This is a genomic window from Burkholderia dolosa, assembly GCF_902499135.1.
In the GTDB taxonomy this organism is placed as follows: domain Bacteria; phylum Pseudomonadota; class Gammaproteobacteria; order Burkholderiales; family Burkholderiaceae; genus Burkholderia; species Burkholderia dolosa.
In genome coordinates this window covers 1-19886 of sequence record NZ_CABVPR010000024.1, presented here as the reverse complement: position 1 = coordinate 19886, position 19886 = coordinate 1, and the positions used below count along the sequence as shown (strand labels likewise).

At 69.3% G+C, this 19886-nt stretch carries 14 protein-coding genes; 12 read left to right on the top strand and 2 right to left on the bottom strand.

Annotation, left to right across the window (positions count from 1 at the left end; genetic code table 11):
* Nucleotides 1-89: 89 nt before the first annotated feature.
* The gene (locus BUB20358_RS13050) at nt 90-905 is read left to right on the top strand and encodes a MetQ/NlpA family ABC transporter substrate-binding protein (RefSeq protein WP_035971675.1); all 816 of its coding nucleotides are present in this window, start codon (nt 90-92) and stop codon (nt 903-905) included.
* A 233-nt stretch (nt 906-1138) separates the two neighbouring features.
* Here BUB20358_RS13050 and BUB20358_RS13045 read toward each other — a convergent pair whose 3' ends face one another.
* Nucleotides 1139-1453, bottom strand: a complete 315-nt coding sequence (locus BUB20358_RS13045) for a VF_A0006 family four-cysteine protein (protein ID WP_035973263.1) — start codon at nt 1451-1453, stop codon at nt 1139-1141.
* A 334-nt stretch (nt 1454-1787) separates the two neighbouring features.
* Here BUB20358_RS13045 and BUB20358_RS13040 point away from each other — a divergent pair, with 334 nt between their 5' ends.
* From BUB20358_RS13040 to nagE, 11 genes are all read left to right on the top strand, one after another.
* Entirely contained in the window at nt 1788-2753 is a 966-nt protein-coding gene (locus BUB20358_RS13040; protein ID WP_035971678.1) for an ABC transporter substrate-binding protein, read from the top strand.
* 143 nt (nt 2754-2896) lie between these two features.
* Entirely contained in the window at nt 2897-3793 is an 897-nt protein-coding gene (locus BUB20358_RS13035) for an ABC transporter permease (RefSeq protein ID WP_006763341.1), read from the top strand.
* 1 nt (nt 3794) lies between these two features.
* Nucleotides 3795-4589, top strand: a complete 795-nt coding sequence (locus BUB20358_RS13030) for an ABC transporter ATP-binding protein (protein ID WP_035971680.1) — start codon at nt 3795-3797, stop codon at nt 4587-4589.
* A gap of 301 nt (nt 4590-4890) precedes the next feature.
* Entirely contained in the window at nt 4891-5598 is a 708-nt protein-coding gene (gene imuA, locus BUB20358_RS13025) for a translesion DNA synthesis-associated protein ImuA (protein ID WP_035973265.1), read from the top strand.
* Nucleotides 5531-7012, top strand: coding sequence for a Y-family DNA polymerase (locus BUB20358_RS13020; RefSeq protein WP_035971682.1), 1482 nt, complete (start codon nt 5531-5533; stop codon nt 7010-7012). The genes imuA and BUB20358_RS13020 overlap by 68 nt, the downstream gene beginning before the upstream one ends.
* 6 nt (nt 7013-7018) lie before the next feature.
* Nucleotides 7019-10234, top strand: a complete 3216-nt coding sequence (locus BUB20358_RS13015; RefSeq protein WP_035971683.1) for an error-prone DNA polymerase — start codon at nt 7019-7021, stop codon at nt 10232-10234.
* 300 nt (nt 10235-10534) lie between these two features.
* Nucleotides 10535-11269, top strand: coding sequence for a GntR family transcriptional regulator (locus tag BUB20358_RS13010; protein WP_006763344.1), 735 nt, complete (start codon nt 10535-10537; stop codon nt 11267-11269).
* A 95-nt stretch (nt 11270-11364) separates the two neighbouring features.
* Entirely contained in the window at nt 11365-12468 is a 1104-nt protein-coding gene (nagA, locus tag BUB20358_RS13005) for an N-acetylglucosamine-6-phosphate deacetylase (RefSeq protein WP_035971685.1), read from the top strand.
* The gene (locus BUB20358_RS13000) at nt 12461-13477 is read left to right on the top strand and encodes an SIS domain-containing protein (RefSeq protein WP_035971687.1); all 1017 of its coding nucleotides are present in this window, start codon (nt 12461-12463) and stop codon (nt 13475-13477) included. The genes nagA and BUB20358_RS13000 overlap by 8 nt, the downstream gene beginning before the upstream one ends.
* A 15-nt stretch (nt 13478-13492) precedes the next feature.
* On the top strand, nt 13493-16087 hold the full coding sequence (ptsP, locus tag BUB20358_RS12995; RefSeq protein WP_035971689.1) for a phosphoenolpyruvate--protein phosphotransferase: 2595 nt from the start codon (nt 13493-13495) through the stop codon (nt 16085-16087).
* A gap of 77 nt (nt 16088-16164) precedes the next feature.
* A complete protein-coding gene (gene nagE, locus BUB20358_RS12990) occupies nt 16165-17934 on the top strand; it encodes an N-acetylglucosamine-specific PTS transporter subunit IIBC (protein ID WP_035971690.1) in 1770 nt (589 codons plus the stop codon).
* Between the two features lie 260 nt (nt 17935-18194).
* Here nagE and BUB20358_RS12985 read toward each other — a convergent pair.
* Nucleotides 18195-19886: family 20 glycosylhydrolase (locus BUB20358_RS12985; protein WP_174905076.1), on the bottom strand; the 1692-nt coding region annotated here is incomplete at its 5' end.

Below are 19886 nucleotides of genomic sequence, written 5' to 3'. Positions count from 1 at the left end.
CGATCCTGTGACACCATTTGCCCCTTCCTGCGAGTCGGGGCATACCCGTATCGCGCCCCTTTTCCAGTTAGCAAGAAAGCGAGAAACAGATGAAGCGTCGCAGTCTCCTGAAAGTATTTTCCGTGCTGGCCGCCGGTGCCGCGCTGACGCTGTCGGCGGGCGCGCACGCCGACGACAAGGTGATCAAGGTCGGTACGGTCGCCGGCCCGGATGCGGAAGTGTGGCACGTCGTGCAGAAGGTTGCGAAGGAGAAGGAAGGCCTGGACGTGAAGGTCGTCGAGTTCAACGACTACGTGCAGCCGAACGCGGCGCTCGACGCGGGCGACCTCGACGCGAACAGCTTCCAGCACCAGCCGTACCTCGACAGCCAGGTCAAGCAGCGCGGCTACAAGATCGTCAGCGCGGGCCTGACCTACATTTCGCCGATCGGCGTGTATTCGAAGAAGTTCAAGTCGCTGAAGGATCTGCCGCAAGGTGCGAAGGTCGCGGTGCCGAACGATCCGTCGAACGAGAACCGCGCGCTGCTGCTCCTGCAGACGCAAGGCGTGATCAAGCTGAAGGCGGGCGCCGGCACGGGCGGCAACAACGCGACGGTGCTCGACATCGCCGAGAACCCGAAGAAGCTGAAGATCTCCGAACTCGATGCCGCGCAGCTGCCGCGCGTGCTGCCGGACGTCGACGCAGCGGTGATCAACACGAACTACGCGCTCGCCGCGAACCTGCAGCCGACGAAGGATGCGATCGCACTCGAATCGCTGACGAGCCCGTACGCGAACCTGATCGCCGTGCGTACGAAGGACAAGGACCAGCCGTGGGTGAAGAAGCTGGTGAAGGCGTATCAGTCGCCGGAAGTGAAGGAATTCATCAAGAAGCAGTTCAAAGGCTCGATGGTCGCGTCGTTCTGAACGCGGTCCGTCGACCGAACGAAGGCCTGCATGCGTGCAGGCCTTTTTTTCGTGCGGTTGCAGGCTGGCACGTCGCCGGATGCGCCAACGGCCCGACGCCCGACTGCTGCACGGCGCTTCGCCGAAACGCCACTGAAACGCCGCTGAAACGCCGCCGAAACGAAAGGGCCTGCATCGCGCAGGCCCGTTTCACGAGCGAAACCGCCGAGCGGCCGGCGGCGTTGGTATCACGCTCACATCTCGCCGCGCCTCGAGCAGATCGCCATGATCTGCTGAATCGCGTAGTTGTCGCGCACGCCGGGCAACGACTGCACGACGCACTCGTGGTAGCGCCGCTCGCGCGGCAGCAGCATCGCGTTGTTGCGGTACAGCGCGTCGCACGAACGCTGGATCAGTTGTGCCGCTGCGCCGTTGCGGCTTTCGCGCAGTGCCTGCAGCATGCACTGGTCGTATTGCGCATCGCCGTCGGTCAGCGCGAACGCCGCACGCGGCGACGTCAGCGCCAGCGCGACGCCCGCGAATGCAGCCGCACGGATCGCCCGTTTCATGTGCCCTCCGGTCGCGTGGTATGAGCCGGCCGACAGCATAGCGTAAAGCGGCGCGCGCGGCCGGCGCGTTGCGGCCGAAGCCGGCGCGAGCGCCGCGGGTCGGGCGTTGCAGGCGCGCCGGCGCGCATGTCCGGCACGGCCGCCGGCGCGGTGCGCGAAAGCGCGCAGTCAGGCGGTGGTCTGCGGAAATGGTATCCTCGTGCGTTCGCCGCAGCGCACCTCCCCGGGGCGCGCACGCGAGCCGGTTGCGCAGTGACGCATGCGCGCCGACGCTCGCGCGACGGCGGCGGGAATCCATCATCCAGAACCGACACAATACGGGGGAGACTCACCCATGAAGCGTTTCAAGACTCTCGCAATCCGTTCGATCACGACCGGCGTGGCCGCACTCGCGCTGGCCGCCGCCGCGCATGCGCAGACGGTCAAGGTACTGTCGATCGTCGACCATCCGGCGCTCGACGCGATCCGCGACGGCGTGCGCGCCGAGCTGAAGGCGCAAGGCTATGGCGACGACAAGCTCAAGTGGGAATACCAGAGCGCGCAGGGCAACACCGGCACGGCCGCGCAGATCGCACGCAAGTTCGTCGGCGACCGGCCCGACGTGATCGTCGCGATCGCGACGCCGGCCGCACAGGCGGTGGTCGCGGCGACGAAGAGCGTGCCGGTCGTCTATTCGGGCGTGACCGATCCGGTCGCCGCGCAGCTCGTGAAGGGCTGGGGCCCGTCGGGCACGAACGTGACCGGCGTGTCGGACAAGCTGCCGCTCGATCGGCAAGTCGCGCTGATCAAGCGCGTCGTCCCGAACGCGAAGACGGTCGGCATGGTCTACAACCCGGGCGAAGCGAATTCGGTCGTCGTCGTGAAGGAGCTGAAGGAACTGCTCGCGAAGCAGGGAATGACGCTCAAGGAAGCGGCCGCGCCGCGCACGGTCGACATCGGTCCGGCCGCGAAGAGCCTGATCGGCAAGGTCGACGTGATCTACACGAATACCGACAACAACGTCGTGTCCGCGTACGAGGCGCTCGTGAAGGTCGCGAACGAGGCGAAGATCCCGCTCGTCGCCGGCGACACCGACAGCGTGAAGCGCGGCGGCATCGCGGCGCTCGGCATCAACTACGGCGACCTCGGCCGGCAGACCGGCAAGATCGTCGCGCGAATCCTGAAGGGCGAGAAGCCGGGCGCGATCGCGTCGGAGACGAGCAGCAACCTCGAACTGTTCGTGAACACCGGCGCGGCCGCGAAGCAGGGCGTCACGCTGGCGCCGGATCTCGTGAAGGAAGCGAAGACGGTCATCAAGTAAGCCGCGGCACGCTCGTCGCCGCGCCGGCAGGCCCGATCCGGGCCCGATCGAAACCGCCGGACGGGCGCGCCTACCCGGCGACGCCCGTTCGTTTTCGCCCTGGCCGTACACGTCCGGCCGGGAGGCAACAGGATTTCCCCATCATGTCTCTGTTCTCGTTTCTGGGTGCGCTGGAGATCGGGCTGATCTTCAGTCTCGTCGCCCTCGGGGTGCTGATTTCGTTTCGCATCCTCAACTTCCCCGATCTGACCGTCGACGGCAGCTTTCCGCTCGGCGGCGCCGTCGCCGCGACGCTGATCTCCGCCGGTTACGACCCGTTCTCCGCGACCGCGCTCGCGATCGTCGCGGGCGCCGTCGCGGGCTTCGTCACCGGCTGGCTGAACGTGCGCCTGAAGATCATGGATCTGCTCGCGAGCATCCTGATGATGATCGCGCTCTATTCGGTGAACCTGCGGATCATGGGGCGGCCGAACGTGCCGCTGATCACCGAGCCGACGCTGTTCACCGTGCTGCAGCCCGACTGGCTGCCCGACTACGTGCTGCGTCCGGCGCTGCTCGCGATCGTCGTCGTGGTCGCGAAGCTCGGGCTCGACTGGTTCTTCTCGTCGCAGCTCGGCCTCGCGATGCGCGCGACCGGCGCGAATCCGCGGATGGCGCGCGCGCAGGGCATCGCGACGGGCCGGGCGACGCTCGCCGGGATGGCGCTGTCGAACGCGCTCGTCGCGCTCGCCGGCGCGCTGTTCGCGCAGACGCAAGGCGGCGCCGACATCTCGATGGGGATCGGCACGATCGTGATCGGGCTGGCGGCGGTGATCATCGGCGAAACGCTGCTGCCCGCGCGCCGGCTCGTGCTGACGACGCTCGCGGTCGTGCTCGGCGCGATCGTCTACCGCTTCTTCATCGCGCTCGCGCTGAACAGCGAATTCATCGGCCTGAAGGCGCAGGATCTGAACCTCGTGACGGCCGCGCTCGTCACGATCGCGCTGGTGCTGCCGGCGACGCGCAAGAAGCTGTTCGCGCGCAAGAACGGAGGGGCCTGACATGTTGTCCGCACAAGACCTGAAGCTCACGTTCAACCCCGGCACGCCGATCGAGACGCGCGCGCTGCGCGGGCTGTCGCTCGAGATTCCCGACGGCCAGTTCGTCGCGGTGATCGGCTCGAACGGCGCCGGCAAGTCGACGTTCCTGAACGCGATCAGTGGCGACCAGCGCGTCGATGCGGGGCGCATCGCGATCGACGGCACCGACGTCACGCGCCAGCCGGCGTGGGATCGCGCGCATCTCGTCGCGCGCGTGTTCCAGGATCCGATGGCCGGCACCTGCGAAGCGCTGACGATCGAGGAGAACATGGCGCTCGCGATGGCGCGCGGCGTGCGGCGCGGGTTTCGCGCGGCGCTCGATCGTCCGTCGCGCGAACTGTTCCGCGACAAGCTGCGCCTGCTGAACCTCGGCCTCGAGAACCGGCTGACCGACCGGATCGGACTGCTGTCCGGCGGCCAGCGGCAGGCGGTGAGCCTGCTGATGGCATCGCTGCGGCCGTCGCGGATCCTGCTGCTCGACGAGCACACGGCCGCGCTCGACCCGAAGACGGCCGCGTTCGTGCTGGAGCTGACCGCGCGCATCGTCGCCGACAGCAAGCTGACGACGATGATGGTCACGCACAGCATGCGGCAGGCGCTCGATTACGGCGACCGCACGGTGATGCTGCATCAGGGGCAGGTCGTGCTCGACGTGTCGGGCGACGCGCGCCGCGGGCTCGACGTGCCGGACCTGCTGCAGATGTTCGAGAAGGTGCGGCACGAGCAGCTCGACGACGACGCGCTGCTGCTGGGCTGAGTCGCCGGCCGCGTGAGCGGGCCGTCCGTGCGGCGCGGATCGTCGTTCCGCGTCGATCGGGCGGCCCGTTTCGTATCGGCGGGGAGAAGGCGGCGGCCGGAATCGGGCACGCGCGACGTCACGTCCGGGAGCGGCCAGCCGTCGCCGACGCGTTGGGCGACGGGCGGCCGAGCGCTCGCCGCTCCGTGTGCGGTCGCCTGCGGGCCTCCCGAACCTCCGTCTTCATGTCCCTTTTTGTTGGGCCTGACAGCGCCCGCTGCGCTCCTCTATACTGTATATCCATACAGCATTGAGCCGCATGATGTCCGCTTCATCCCTGTCTCCCGAAACCCTTCATCCGTCGCTGTGGCGCGGCTCGCAGCTCGCGCGCGGCGGTCCGCGCACGATCGACACGGGCTTCGCGCCGCTGTCCGCCGAACTGCCGGGCGGCGGCTGGCCGGTCGGCGGGCTCGTCGAGCTGCTCGCCGCACAGCCGGGCTGCGGCGAGATGCGGCTGCTCGCACCCGCGCTCGCACGCACCGTCAGCGCGCGGCGGCCGCTCGCACTCGTCGCGCCGCCGCAGGTGCCGCATGCGAACGCGCTGGCCGGTCTCGGCGTGCCGACCGATGCGCTGCTGTGGCTGCGCGCCGGCAGCCGGGCCGACGCGTTGTGGGCCGCCGAGCAGGCGCTGAAGGCCGGCTGCTGCGGCGCGCTACTGCTGTGGCAGGACGCGCGGCCCGATGCGCTGCGGCGCCTGCATCTCGCGGCCGCACGCACCGGCGACACGCTGTTCGTGATGCTGCGTCCGCTGCAGGTTGCGCGGCAGCCGTCGCCGGCCGTGCTGCGCATTGCGCTGTATCCGGTGCCGGGCGGCGTGTCGCTCGACATCGTCAAGCGCCGCGGGCCCGCGCGCAGCGAGCCGCTCGAACTCGATTTGCCGTCACCCATCGTGGAGAGCCGCTATGCGCGTCTTGCTCGGCATCCATCTGCCGCGCCTGCCGCTCGACGTGTGCGCCGCGCCGCCGTCTGACGCGGGCGGCGCCGGCTGTGCGGTGCTCGAGCAGGGCGTCGTGCTGATCGCCGATGCGGCCGCGCGCCGGCAGGGCGTATGCGCGGGCATGAAGCGCGGCGGCGTGCTGACGCTCGCGCCCGACACGCATCTCGTCGAACGCGATCCGGCGCGCGAGGCCGATGCGCTGCGCGCAGTCGCGCTCGCGCTGCTGCGCTTCTCGCCGTGCGTTGCGCTCGACGACGAAGCGACGCTCATCGTCGACGTCGGCCCGAGCCTGCGCCTGTTCGGCGGCTTGCCGTCGCTGTGCCGCCAGGTGCGCGCGACGCTCGCGGCACTCGGCTATGCGGCGCGCGTGTCGGCCGCGCCCACCGCGGGCGGCGCGTGGCTGCTCGCGCGCGTGTCGGCGCGCGCACGCGTTCGTCGGCGCGTCATCGGTCATGCGTCGTTCGTTCGCGCGCTCGACGGGCTGCCTTGCGGGCTGCTGCGCGATGCGCGCGCGCATGCGGGCTGGTTCGACGGCCTCGGCTGCCGCACGCTTGCCGATCTGCGCAGGCTGCCGCGCGCGGGGCTGCAGCGCCGCTGCGGTCCCGCGCTGCTCGCCGCGCTCGATCGTGCGTACGGCGATGCGGTCGAGCCGATCGCGTGGATGCCGGTGCCGCCGGTGTTCGACGTGCGGCTCGAATTGCCGGAGCGTGTCGAATATGCAGAAGCCGTGCTGTTCGCCGCGCGGCGGCTCGTGGTGCAGTTGTGCGGCTGGCTCGCTGCGCGACAGCTGTCGCTGGCCGCGATGACGTTCGGGCTCGAGCACGAGCGCGGCCGTCAGGCCGTGCCGCCGACGCCGCTCGAACTCGCGTTCGCGACGCCCGTGCGCGACGAAGCGCATTTCATGCGGCTGCTCGGCGAACGGCTTGCGCGCGTGGAGTTGCCGGCCGCGGTGATCGCGGTGACGCTGAAGGCCACGCGCGTCGAATCGGTCGCGCCGCCGCCCGACGATCTTTTCCCCGAGCCGGGCGGCACGAAAGAGACGCGTGCGCGGCTGTGCGAACTGCTGATCGCGCGGCTCGGCGCGGAGAACGTGCTGCGCGCGGTGCCGGCAGCCGATCATCGGCCCGAGGCGGCGAACCGCTGGCTGCCGCTCGATGCCCAGGCCGGCAAGCCGCCGGGCGTGCCGCCGGCGGTGTCGCCGCGTCCCGCGTGGCTGCTGGCGGAGCCGTTGCCGCTGCTGGTGCGCGAGAACCGGCCGGTGTTCCATACGCAGCTGCGGATGATGTCGTCGCCGGAGCGAATCGAGGCCGGGTGGTTCGACGGCCAGACGGTTGCGCGCGATTACCAGGTTGCGCAGGACGAAGCCGGTGCGTGCTACTGGGTATTCAAGGAGCGGATGAGCAGTCAGGCGAATCCGCACTGGTTTCTGCACGGCCTGTTCGGGTGAGCAGCGATGGTTGCGGAATCCAGGTCGCTGCCCGATTACGCGGAACTGTTCTGCCGTTCGAACTTCTCGTTCCTGCACGGCGCGTCGCATGCGGAGGAACTGGTCGAGCGCGCGGTCGACCTCGGTTATCGCGGGATGGCGATCACCGACGAATGCTCGCTCGCGGGCGCGCCGCGCATGCATGTCGCGGCCAAGGCGAAAGGGCTGCCGCTGATCATCGGTTCGTACTTCGAGGTCACGCCGGACGAAGTCGCACCCGGTTACGATCCGGGCCCCGGCGCGTTCGGGCTCGTACTGCTCGCACAGAACCGCGAAGGCTACGGCAACCTGTCCGAACTGATCTCATGGCTGCGGATGAACGCGCCGAAGGGCACGTACAAGCTGACGCCGCGCATGCTGTCGAGGCCGCCCGAAGCAGTCGCACATCTGCGCGGCATGCGCGACTGCTTCGCGATTCTCGTGCCGACGTATCCGGTCCGCGCCGATGTGCTCGACGCGCAGGTCGCGTGGTTTCGCGCGACGTTCGGCGAGCGCGCGCGGCTCGGGCTCGTGCAGTTGCAGCGCGCGCTCGACGGCGTGCAAGCCGACGAGATTCGCGCGGCCGGCAAGCGGCGCGGCGTGCAGGTCGTCGCGCTCGGCGACGTGACGATGCACAAGCGCTCGTGCAAGCCGCTGCAGGACGTGATGACGGCGATCCGGCTCGGGATGCCGGTGCCGGAATGCGGGTATGCGCTCGCGTCGAATGCGGAGCAGCATCTGCGCGGGCGCAACCGGATCGCCAAGCTGTTTTCGCCGGAGGAGATTGCGCAGACGTGTGCGATTCTCGACGACTGCGACTTTTCACTTGAAGATCTGAAGTATGAATACCCGCACGAGATCATTCCGCGCGGACACACGCCGACCAGTTATCTGCGACAAGAGACGTGGGCAGGTGTATTCAGACGCTATCGAAATGGTGTGCCGGAGAAAGTGGCGAAGCAGATCCGGTATGAACTCGCGCTGATCGCGAAGCTGGAATACGAACCGTTCTTCCTGACCGTCTACGACATCGTCAAATACGCGCGCAGCCAGAACATCCTGTGCCAGGGGCGCGGTTCGGCGGCGAATTCGGTCGTCTGCTATTGCCTCGGCATCACCGAAGTGAATCCCGACCAGAGCACGATGCTGTTCGAGCGGTTCATCAGCGAGAAGCGCGGCGAGCCGCCCGACATCGACGTCGACTTCGAGCATCAGCGCCGCGAAGAAGTGATCCAGCACATCTACAAAAAATACGGGAAGGAACGCGCCGCAATCGCCGCTGCCGTATCGACGTACCGCCCGCGCGGCGTGCTGCGCGAAGTCGGCAAGGCGCTCGGCGTCGATCCGATGCTGGTCGATCGTGTCGCGAAGGGACATCGCTGGTTCGACGGCAGCCGCGATCTGCTGCAGCAGTTCGCGATGGTCGGGCTCGACCCGTCTACGCCGCTGATCAACGCATGGGCCGAACTCGCCGCGCGGCTGCTCAACTTTCCGCGCCATCTGTCGCAGCATTCGGGCGGCTTCGTGATCAGCCGCGGCAAGCTCACGCGGCTCGTGCCGGTGGAGAACGCGGCGATGGACGGGCGGCGCGTGATCCAGTGGGACAAGGACGATCTCGAAGCGCTCGGGCTGATGAAGGTCGACGTGCTCGCGCTCGGGATGCTGTCGGCGCTGCATCGTGCGTTCGACATGGTGACGGAATGGCGCGGACCTCGGCCGGATGGAAAGCCGTTCGGCTTCCAGCACATCCCGCAGGAAGACAACAACACGTACGACATGATCTGCCGCGCGGACACGGTCGGCGTGTTCCAGATCGAATCGCGTGCGCAGATGTCGATGCTGCCGCGATTGAAGCCGCGCGAATACTACGATCTGGTGATCCAGGTGTCGATCGTGCGGCCGGGGCCGATCCAGGGCGGAGCCGTGCATCCGTATCTGAAGCGGCGCAGGATCATGGCCGGCGAAGAAGAGGGCGAGGTCACGTATCCGAACGAGGCGCTCAGGAAGGTGCTCGAACGTACGCTCGGCGTGCCGATCTTCCAGGAGCAGGTGATGCAGATCGCGATCGTCGCCGCGGGTTTCACGCCGGACGAGGCCGATGCACTGCGTCGCGCGATGGCCGCATGGAAGCGCAAGGGCGATCTCGGCAAGTATCACGACAAGATCGTCGACGGGATGCTCGAGCGCGGCTACACGCGCGAATTCGCCGAGCAGATCTTCGAGCAGATCAAAGGCTTCGGCGAATACGGCTTTCCCGAAAGCCACGCGGCGAGCTTCGCGAAGCTCGCGTATGCGAGCAGCTGGCTCAAATGCCACGAACCGGCGATCTTCCTCGCCGCGCTGCTGAACAGCCAGCCGATGGGTTTCTATGCGCCCGCGCAACTCGTGCAGGACGCGCGGCGTCACGGCGTGCAGGTCTTGCCGGTCGATGTCACGAAAAGCAATTGGGAGACGTCGCTCGAAGCGCTGCCGGGCCAGCCGCCGCCGCACGGCCAGCCCGCGGTGCGGCTCGGCCTGTCGCTCGTGCGCGGCTTCGGCGAGGCGGCCGCGCGACGCATCGAAGCCGCCCGCGCGACGCGGCCGTTCGAGAACGTCGACACGCTGGGGCGCCGCGCGCAGCTCGAGCGCCGCGATCTCGAAGCGCTCGCGGCCGCGAACGCGCTCGAGACGCTCGCCGGTCATCGCCGCGACGCACTGTGGCAGGCCGTCGCCGCGGTGCCGGAGCGCGATCTGCTCGCGGTCGCGCCGATCGACGAAGCGGAGCAACCGGCGCTCGACGCACCGTCCGAAGCCGACGACATCCTCGCCGACTATCACACGACGGGCCTGACGCTGAATCGCCACCCGGTCGCGCTGCTGCGGCCCGCGCTGCGCGCGCAGCGGCTGTCGTCGGCGGCCGAGCTGCGCGATCGTCCCAACGGCCGGCTTGCGCGCGCGTGCGGGATCGTGATCGCGCGGCAAATGCCGGGCACCGCGAAAGGCGTGCTGTTCATGACGCTCGAGGACGAAACGGGCTGCGTGAACGTGATCGTGCGGCCCGAGCTGCTGGCCCGGCAGCGCCGCGAAACGCTCGATTCGCGGCTGCTCGCGGCGTCGGGCGTGTGGCAGGTCGTCAGCAACGTGCGCCACCTCGTCGCGCAGCATTTCGAGGATCTGACGCCGATGCTCGGCGGTCTGCATACGTGGAGCCGCGAATTTCAGTGACGGCCGCCGCCGGCCGATGCATACCAGTCGGCCGAATTGGTTCTATTCTGGTCTCATTTTCGGCGCCGAACGCGCGGCAAAGCCGATGCACGACCCGTCCCGTCTGCATACCACCTCGGGTAAATCCCTATCCGGCACTGCTTTGTAAACAAAGGCTTTGCCGCGACTAAAACGCTTGCCCGGCAAGGCTTCCAGCGGGTTCGGTGCAGTCTAATACCAGTTCGTTGACTGGTATTATTGTGGTTATATAATGCGTTCACTTTCGACGGCTCGACGTCGTCGTCCGACACCCGGAGGCACATGGAAATCGGCTGGTCCGAACTCGCGCCCGATCCGCTCGCCGACACGCCGCTCTATCTGCAGCTCGCGCGCAATCTCGCGAGCGCGATTCACGGCGGCGCATGGCAGGCCGGCGAGGCGCTGCCGTCGGAGCGGCTGCTGTCGGTGTCGGTCGGCGTGTCGCGGATCACGGCCCGCCGCGCGCTCGCGCTGCTCGTCGAGCAGGGATTGATCAAGCGCGCACGCGGTGCGGGCAGCTTCATCACGCCGCGCGTCGCCGATCCGCTGTCGCATCTCGTCGGCTTCACCGCGAAGATGCAGCAGCGCGGCTTCACGCCCGATTCCGTGTGGCTGTCGCGCACGCTGCGCGCGGCGAGCCGCGACGAGATCACGCATCTCGGCCTCGCGCCGGGCGCGACGGTCGCGCGGCTCGAACGATTGCGCCGCGCGGACGGCATCGTGATGGCCGTCGAGCATTCGACGCTGCCGGCCGCGGTGGTGCCCGATCCGCATACGCTCGGCGCGTCGCTGTACGACTATCTCGACGCGCGCGGCATGAACGTCGTGCGCGCGCTGCAGCACTTTCGCGCGGTGAACGCGACGCGCGAGATCGCGAAATGGATGGCGGTGAAGCCCGGCGCGGCGCTCCTCGTGATCACGCGGATCGGCTACGGCGCCGACCAGCGCGCGATCGAAGTAACCGAAACGTATTGCCGCGACGACTATTACGACTTCGTCGCCGAACTGAAACGCTGACGCGCGAGATTGCCCGCGCGACGCGCGCACCGAAACGCAACGCACTGGAACCCACGACGCGGCTGCCCGCGTCACCGGATCATCAAGAGAACGTCATGCTGACTGGAAACATCCTGACCCCCGACGGCTGGATTCACGGCTCGCTCGCCACCGAGAACGGCCGCATCACCGTGCTCGACGGCACGCCCGTCGATCCGGCTCGAAACGACGCGCCGTACGTGCTGCCCGGCTTCATCGACCTGCACGTGCACGGCGGCGGCGGCGCCGACGTGATGGAAGGCGGCGACGCGATCGAGACGATCGCGCGCACGCACGCGCAGTTCGGCACGACGAGCCTGCTCGCGACGACGATGACCGCGCCGCGCGACGAGCTGATGGACGTCGTCGCGAACCTCGGCACCGCCGCGCGCGAACGCACGCCGGGCGGCGCGCGCGTGCTCGGCGTGCATCTCGAAGGGCCGTACATCAACCCCGGCAAGCTCGGCGCGCAGCCCGACGCGGCCGTGTCGGCCGTACTCGACGAAGTGCTGAAGTACCTGTCGATCGCGCCGATCCGCGTCGTCACGCTCGCGCCGGAAATCGCCGGCCACATCGAGATTATCGGCGAGATGGCCGCGCGCGGCGTACGCGTGCAGCTCGGCCACTCGCTCGCGACCTACGACGACGCCGTGTCGGCGCTCAAGCACGGCGCGTGCGGCTTCACGCACCTGTTCAACGCGATGTCGCCGCTGCATCACCGCAATCCGGGCCTTGTCGGCGCAGCGCTCGCGCATGCCGAATACGCGGAAATCATTCCCGATCTGCTGCACGTGCATCCGGGCGCGATTCGGGCGGCGCTGCGCGCGATTCCGCGCCTGTACGTCGTGACCGACAGCACGTCGGCCACCGGGATGCCCGACGGCGAATACCGGCTCGGCAGCCAGCACGTGACGAAATGTCTCGGCGGCGTACGCCTCGCCGACGGCACGCTCGCCGGCAGCACGCTGACGATGGATCAGGCGCTGCGCAATCTCGTGTCGCTCGGGCTGCCGATCGCCGACGTGTCGAACCGGATGTCGCGCTATGCGGCCGACTATCTCGGCCTCGCCGATCGCGGCCGCATCGAGCGCGGCGCGTGGGCCGACCTCGTGGTGTTCGACCGCGACCTGAACCTCACCGCGACCTACGTCGAAGGAGAATCGATTGTCGAATATGCTTAACGAAGCGCGCGAGTCGGCCCACGTGGTCGCCGCGCAGCTCGCCGATACGGCGCGCGTCGAAGCGCTCGCCGGTCAACTGATGGACCATCCGCCGGCCGTCGCGCTGACGGTCGCGCGCGGCAGCTCGGATCACGCCGCGAGCTATTTCGCGAGCCTGACGATGAGCCGCCTCGGCGTGCCGGTCGCGTCGCTGCCGATGTCGGTCGCGACGCTGCAGCAGGCGCCGCTGAAGGTGCAGGATCAGCTCGCGATCGCGTTCTCGCAGTCCGGCAAGAGTCCCGATCTCGTCAATACGATCGCCGCGCTGCGCGAAGCGGGCGCGCGCACCGTCGCCGCGGTGAACGTGCTGCCGTCGCCGCTCGCCGACGCGTGCGAACACCAGCTGCCGCTGCTGGCCGGCCCCGAGCTGTCGGTCGCCGCGACGAAGAGTTACGTCGCGATGCTGTCGCTGTCCGCGCAGATCGTCGCGTTCTGGCAGCGCGACGCGGCGCTGATGACCGCGCTGCGCGGGCTGCCCGACGTGCTCGCGCAAGCGAGCCGGCTCGACTGGTCGCCGGCCGTCGCCGCGTTGTCGGGCGTCGAGCGGATGATCGTGATCGGCCGCGGCCTCGGCCTCGCGATCGCGCAGGAAGCCGCGCTGAAGCTGAAGGAGACGTCGGGCATCCAGGCCGAGGCGTTCTCGAGCGCCGAAGTCCGTCACGGCCCGATGGAGCTGATCGATCGCGACTATCCGCTGCTCGTGTTCGCGCCGCCGGGCCCCGAGCAGGCCGGGCTGCTGCAGCTCGCCGACGACATGCGCGCACGCGGCGCCGCCGTGCTGGTCGCCGCACCCGCGGGCACGCCGCGCGTGCCCGGCACCGCGCTGCCGCTCGCGCAGTCCCAACATCCGGCGCTCGACCCGATCGCCGCCATTCTTTCGTTCTACGTGATGGCAGCCGATCTCGCCGTCGCGCGCGGCCGCAATCCCGACACGCCGCGCCACCTGAACAAAGTCACCGAAACGCACTGATAGCCGAGACAGCCGATGAGACGCGCCGAGGAGTCCCAGTTGAAGAGCCCCACCCACGACCAGATCGTTCTGCTTGCTCCGCTGACGGGGCCGATCGTTGCGCTGGCCGACGTCCCCGATCCGGTGTTCTCCGGCGGGATGTTCGGCGACGGCATCGGCATCGACCCGCTTGCGGGCACGCTCGTCGCGCCGTGTGCGGGCATCGTGTCGCATCTCGCACGCACGGGGCACGCGGTGACGATCACGACGCCGCACGGTGCGGAAGTGCTGCTGCACATCGGCATCGATACGGTCGAGCTGAACGGGCAGGGCTTCACCGCGCATGTCGAGCCCGGCGCGCGCGTCGACGCGGGCGATCTGCTGATCGAATTCGACCAGGACGCGGTCGCGCGCAGCGCACATTCGCTCGTATCGGTGATCGCGATCGCGAATTCCGATGCGTTCGATGTCGTCGAGCGCGCGAGCGGCTTCGCGACCGCCGGCGAGACGCCGCTGCTCACGCTGCGCGGCAAGGGCGAAGCGGCGGCGCACGCGGCGCAGGCCGGCGCCGCGGCGATGAACGAAGTGCGCCGCGAGATCGTGCTGACGCAGCCGGGCGGCCTGCATGCGCGGCCGGCCGCGCGTGCGCGCGAAGCCGCGCGCGGGCTCGATGCGCACGTCGAAGTGCATTTCGACGGCCGCAAGGCGCCGATCGAAAGCGTGGTGGGCCTGCTCGGCCTCGGCGCCGGCGAGCGCGCGACCGTCGCGCTGGTCGCGCGCGGCGCACACGCGCAGCAGGCCGTCGACGCGGTCGCGAACGAGCTGCTGCGCGAAGCGCACGGCGAGGCCGACGAAAAGCCGGCCCGGCTGCGTTCGCCGGCGCCGCGCGCGTGCGTGCGCAGCGACGCGTCGCGCGACGGCGCGGCGCTCGATCCGAACACGCTCGCCGGCGTATGCGCGGCGCCCGGCATCGCGGTCGGCACGCTGGTGCGGCTCGACGACGCGCCGATCGTCCCGCCCGAGCAGGCGGCCGGCACGCCCGCGGTCGAAAGCCGCCGGCTCGACCACGCGCTGAAGGCGGTCGATGCGGAGCTCGACGAAACGGTGCGCAATGCGTCGGCGCGCGGCGCGGTCGGCGAAGCCGGCATCTTCGCGGTGCATCGCGTGCTGCTCGAGGATCCGACGCTGGTCGACGCGGCACGCGATCTGATCAGCCTCGGCAAGAGCGCCGGCTACGCGTGGCACGAGACGATCCGCGCGCAGATCGACACGCTGTCGAAGCTCGACGACGCGCTGCTTGCCGAGCGTGCGGCCGACTTGCGCGACATCGACAAGCGCGTGCTGCGCGCGCTCGGCCACACGAGCGGCGCGGCTCGCGCGTTGCCGGGCGAGGCGGTGCTCGCGGCCGAGGAATTCACGCCGTCCGATCTGTCGTCGCTCGATCGGCAACGCGTGACCGCGCTCGTGATGGCGCGCGGCGGCGCCACGTCGCACGCGGCAATCATCGCGCGGCAGCTCGGCATCCCGGCGCTCGTCGCGGTCGGCGATGCGCTGTACGCGATTCCGGACGGCACGCAGGTCGTCGTCGATGCGAGCGCGGGGCGCCTCGAGCACGCGCCGACCGCGCTCGACGTCGAGCGCGCGCGCCAGGAGCGCGAGCGGCTGGCCGGCGTGCGCGACGCGAACCGGCAGCGGGCCGGCGAAGCCGCGACTACGGTCGACGGCCGCGCGATCGAAGTCGCCGCGAACATCGCGACGCTCGACGATGCGAACACCGCGGTCGACAACGGCGCGGACGCGGTCGGCCTGCTGCGCACCGAACTGATGTTCATCCATCGCCAGACCGCACCGACCGTCGCCGAGCACCGGCAGAGCTACCAGTCGATCGTCGACGCGCTGCAGGGCCGCACCGCGATCATCCGCACGCTCGACGTCGGCGCCGACAAGGAAGTCGACTATCTGACGCTGCCGCCCGAGCCGAACCCGGCGCTCGGCCTGCGCGGGATCCGCGTCGCGCAGGTGCGCCCGGATCTGCTCGACGACCAGTTGCAGGGCCTGCTCGCGGTGAAGCCGTTCGGCGCGGTGCGCATCCTGCTGCCGATGGTCACCGACGCGGGCGAACTCGTGCGGATCAGGAAGCGCATCGACGAATTCGCGCGCGCGCAGGGCCGCACCGAGCCGGCCGAGGTCGGCGTGATGGTCGAGGTGCCGTCCGCGGCGCTGCTCGCCGATCAGCTCGCGCAGCATGCGGATTTCCTGTCGATCGGCACCAACGATCTCACGCAGTACACGCTCGCGATGGACCGCTGCCAGGCCGATCTCGCCGCGCAGGCCGACGGCCTGCATCCGGCCGTGCTGCGCCTGATCGACATCGCGGTGCGCGGCGCGCAGCGGCACGGCAAGTGGGTCGGCGTGTGCGGCGCGCTCGGCGGCGATCCGCTCGCGGTGCCGATCCTCGTCGGCCTCGGCGTGACCGAGCTGTCGGTCGATCCCGTATCGGTGCCGGGCATCAAGGCGCGCGTGCGCCGTCTCGATTACCAGCTGTGTCGCCAGCGCGCGCAGGATCTGCTCGCACTCGACTCGGCGCAGGCGGTAAGGGCAGCAAGCCGCGAGGTCTGGCCGCTCGACTGAGCGTCGACGACGGGTTCGCGGCCCGTTTTACTACGAGAGCAATTAGGTCAACGACGAGACATGGATTGGAGGACTGAATGGACGGGAATCCGTTTCTGAAGATACAGAGCCTGGGCCGGGCGCTGATGCTGCCGATCGCGGTGCTGCCGGTTGCCGGCATCCTGCTGCGGCTCGGGCAACCGGACGTCTTCAACATCAAGATGATCGCCGACGCCGGCGGCGCGATCTTCGACAACCTGCCGCTGCTGTTCGCGATCGGCGTCGCGGTCGGCTTCGCGAAGGACAACAACGGCGTCGCGGCGCTCGCGGGCGCGATCGGCTATCTGATCGAAACCGCGATCATGAAGGACATCGACCCGAAGCTGAACATGGGCGTGCTGTCCGGGATCATCGCGGGCGTCGTGGCCGGTCTGCTGTACAACCGCTACAAGGACATCAAGCTGCCCGACTACCTCGCGTTCTTCGGCGGCAAGCGGTTCGTGCCGATCATCACTGGCCTCGCATGCGTGGTGCTCGGCATCGTGTTCGGATACGTATGGCAGCCGATCCAGCACGCGATCGATGCGGCCGGGCAGTGGCTGACGACGGCGGGCGCGATCGGGGCGTTCGTGTTCGGCTTCCTGAACCGGCTGCTGCTCGTCACCGGCCTGCACCACATCATCAACTCGCTCGCATGGTTCGTGTTCGGCAACTTCACGCCGCCCGCCGGCGGCGAGATCGTGCACGGCGACCTGCATCGCTTCTTCGCGGGCGACCCGACCGCAGGCACGTTCATGGCCGGCTTCTTCCCGATCATGATGTTCGGTCTGCCGGCCGCGTGTCTCGCGATGCTGCACGAAGCGCCGAAGGAGCGCCGCGCGATGGTCGGCGGCCTGCTGTTCTCGATGGCGCTCACGTCGTTCCTGACCGGCGTGACCGAGCCGATCGAATTCAGCTTCATGTTCCTCGCGCCGGTGCTGTACGTGATCCACGCGGTGCTCACCGGGCTGTCGCTCGCGATCTGCCAGATTCTCGGCGTGAAGCTCGGCTTCACGTTTTCGGCCGGCGCGATCGACTACGTGCTGAACTACGGGCTGTCGACGAAGGGCTGGATCGCGATTCCGCTCGGCATCGCGTACGGCATCGCGTACTACGCGCTGTTCCGCTTCTTCATCCGCAAGTTCAACATGGCGACGCCGGGCCGCGAGCCGGCAACCGCCGATGCGGCAGCGCAGTCGTACGCAGCGGGCGGCTTCGTGGCGCCGCCGGCAGGCGCGGCGGCCGGTGCTGCCGCGCCGCGCGCGCAGCGCTACATCGCGGCGCTCGGCGGCGCGGGCAATCTGACCGTCGTCGACGCGTGCACGACGCGCCTGCGCCTGACCGTCGTCGATCCGGAGAAGGTGTCGGAGCCGGAACTGAAGTCGATCGGCGCGCGCGGCGTGCTCAAGCGCGGCGGCAACAGCGTGCAGGTGATCATCGGGCCCGAGGCCGACATCATCGCCGACGAGATGCGCTCCGCGATCGGCAGCGGCGCGGCGGGCGCAGCCGCAACGTCGCCGGCCGCCGCCGCGCAGCCGGTCACAGGCGCGGACGCCGGCCCGCTCGATCCCGAGCCGACGCGCTGGCTCGCGGTGTTCGGCGGCGCGACCAACGTCGCGTCGCTGGATGCGGTCGCGGCCACGCGTCTGCGCGTCGTGGTGCTCGACCCGTCGGCCGTCGATCGCGAGCGGCTCGGCACGCTGGACGTCGCGTGGGTGTCGGCCGACACGTTCCACATCGTGTGCGGCAACGCGGCCGCGCGCTACGCGCAGCAGCTTGGTGCGCGTCTGCCGTCGGCGGGCGGCGGCACCGCCGCACAGCCGGCCTGACGCGACGAAGCGGCGCCGTCCGCGACGCGGATCGGCGCGGCCCGCAACACGACAACGGCTTGCGATGCGTCGCAAGCCGTTTTTTTATCGTCCGTTCCGCGCCGACGTGCGATCGCCAAAGACAGAAAGAGCGCCGTTCGAGCGAGCGCTCCGATCCGACGCGAAAACGACGAAGCGCTTCGCGACAATCTCGCGCCGCCGCGGCGCCGACGCCGAAAGACGGCCGGGCGGCCGCGCGCGACGCGCCGCCCGGCATCCGTTCATTCGCCCGTCACCGTGAACGTCGGCTTCCGGTAGCCGATCCCCGCACGGTCGAGCTTCGGCAGTTCGCGCTGCTTGAGCAGCGTCGCGAAGCCGGCCCAGTCGCGCTGCAGCGCGGCCGTATCGACATGGTGCGTGTCGCCGCGCTTGTAGCGCACGCCGGCCGTGTACGGCAGCTCCCAGTCGGCGCGATGCCACGCGCGCTCGGCAAGCGCGAGCAGCCGCGGATACACCATGTATTCGAGGAACGTATCGTTGCGCATCACTTCGCCCCACGCCTGCGCCTGGATCCCTTCGATGCGCGGCGCGGCGCCGGTGCCCGTCACTTCGAATGCGTTGCCGTCGCGGTCGCCGATCACTTCGGCGTTCTGCGGCAGATTCTCGGGCGCGAGCGAGAACACCTTGTATTCGTCCGTCGCCTGCGAACCCCAGTAATAGCCGCGTTCGCGCGGGTTCAGCGTGTACGGGAAGTCGAAGTACAGGTAGTCGGGCAGCGCGAGCACCGTCAGATAGCCGCGGTTGCCGAGATCGCGCGCGCTGTCCGACGCGCCCCAGAAGATCGTGTCCCACAGCGACACCATCACGCGGCGCGTGCTGAAGTCCTGCGGTCCGTTCGCGTGCTTGATGCCGTCCTGCCACGCGGCCATCGTGCCGATCCCGTTCGCGGCAACGATCGCGCTCACCTGCTTCGCGAAACGCGTCGGCAGCTCGTCGATCGACTTGATCTCGCCGCGCTGAAGCAGCGCCGTGCACGCGGGCGAACGCGCCCACGGCTTGTCCTGTGCGGCGAGATCGATGCGCCCCTTGTTCGGGTCGGTGCCGTTCAACGGCTGGAAGCCGCCGCCGAGCAGGATGTTCTTCGCCTCGTCGCCGCCGAAATGCCAGATGCGCAGCGGCACTTGCGCGTCCGCGTGCATCGACGCGATCTCGCGAATCACCTTCGTCGCGAAGTTGAGCGCGCCCGGCACGCACGGATTCAGATCGCTGCGGCGATCGTAGAACTGCACAGTGAGCAGGTTCGACGTGTCCTGCGGATCGAGCAGCCGGTACGCGTTCGCTTCCTGCTCGCGGCCCGCCGCGTGCAGGCGCCGATAGCGCGCTTCCATCGACACGACGGCCGCGCGCGCGTGCGCGGGCATGTCGATCTCCGGGATCACTTCGACGAAACGGTCGGCTGCGTAGCGGACGAGCGCGACGTAGTCGTCGCGCGTCAGATAGCCGCCGCCGGAACGGTTGTCCGGGCCGGAGCCGAGCTGCGGCAGCAGGCAGCGCGTCTCGCTCGGATCGTGGCAGCGCCGTGCGCCGACGTCGGTCAGCTCGGGCAGGCCCGGAATCTCGATGCGCCAGCCTTCGTCGTCGGACAGATGCAGGTGCAGGCGATTGAGCTTGTACGCGCTCATCTGATCGATCAGGCGCCGCAGCGTCGCCGGGTGCTTGAAGTTGCGCGCGAGGTCGACGTGCATCCCGCGATGCACGAAGCGCGGCGCGTCGTCGATCAGCATCGCCGGAATCGTGCCGCCGCCGGCCGGCACCAGCGAGAACAGCGTCTGGACGCCGTAATAGAGGCCTGCGCGGTCGTAGCCTTCGATCAGCGCGCCGCGCGGCCCGATCGCGAGCCGGTAGCCGCCGGGCGTCGCGATGTCGGCCGGCAGCCGGCGCGGCTCGACGGCGCCGCGCACCGGCACGCGCGT

What these genes read in the sequence shown, in the direction of transcription:
- imuA (WP_035973265.1), top strand. Translation starts at nt 4,891, where the DNA reads ATGTCCGCTTCATCCCTGTCTCCCGAAACCCTTCATCCGTCGCTGTGG.
- BUB20358_RS13035 (WP_006763341.1), top strand. Translation starts at nt 2,897, where the DNA reads ATGTCTCTGTTCTCGTTTCTGGGTGCGCTGGAGATCGGGCTGATCTTC.
- BUB20358_RS13010 (WP_006763344.1), top strand. Translation starts at nt 10,535, where the DNA reads ATGGAAATCGGCTGGTCCGAACTCGCGCCCGATCCGCTCGCCGACACG.
- ptsP (WP_035971689.1), top strand. Translation starts at nt 13,493, where the DNA reads ATGAGACGCGCCGAGGAGTCCCAGTTGAAGAGCCCCACCCACGACCAG.
- BUB20358_RS13040 (WP_035971678.1), top strand. Translation starts at nt 1,788, where the DNA reads ATGAAGCGTTTCAAGACTCTCGCAATCCGTTCGATCACGACCGGCGTG.
- BUB20358_RS13050 (WP_035971675.1), top strand. Translation starts at nt 90, where the DNA reads ATGAAGCGTCGCAGTCTCCTGAAAGTATTTTCCGTGCTGGCCGCCGGT.
- BUB20358_RS13000 (WP_035971687.1), top strand. Translation starts at nt 12,461, where the DNA reads ATGCTTAACGAAGCGCGCGAGTCGGCCCACGTGGTCGCCGCGCAGCTC.
- BUB20358_RS13020 (WP_035971682.1), top strand. Translation starts at nt 5,531, where the DNA reads ATGCGCGTCTTGCTCGGCATCCATCTGCCGCGCCTGCCGCTCGACGTG.
- BUB20358_RS13015 (WP_035971683.1), top strand. Translation starts at nt 7,019, where the DNA reads ATGGTTGCGGAATCCAGGTCGCTGCCCGATTACGCGGAACTGTTCTGC.
- nagE (WP_035971690.1), top strand. Translation starts at nt 16,165, where the DNA reads ATGGACGGGAATCCGTTTCTGAAGATACAGAGCCTGGGCCGGGCGCTG.
- nagA (WP_035971685.1), top strand. Translation starts at nt 11,365, where the DNA reads ATGCTGACTGGAAACATCCTGACCCCCGACGGCTGGATTCACGGCTCG.
- BUB20358_RS13030 (WP_035971680.1), top strand. Translation starts at nt 3,795, where the DNA reads ATGTTGTCCGCACAAGACCTGAAGCTCACGTTCAACCCCGGCACGCCG.
- BUB20358_RS13045 (WP_035973263.1), bottom strand. Translation starts at nt 1,453, where the DNA reads ATGAAACGGGCGATCCGTGCGGCTGCATTCGCGGGCGTCGCGCTGGCG.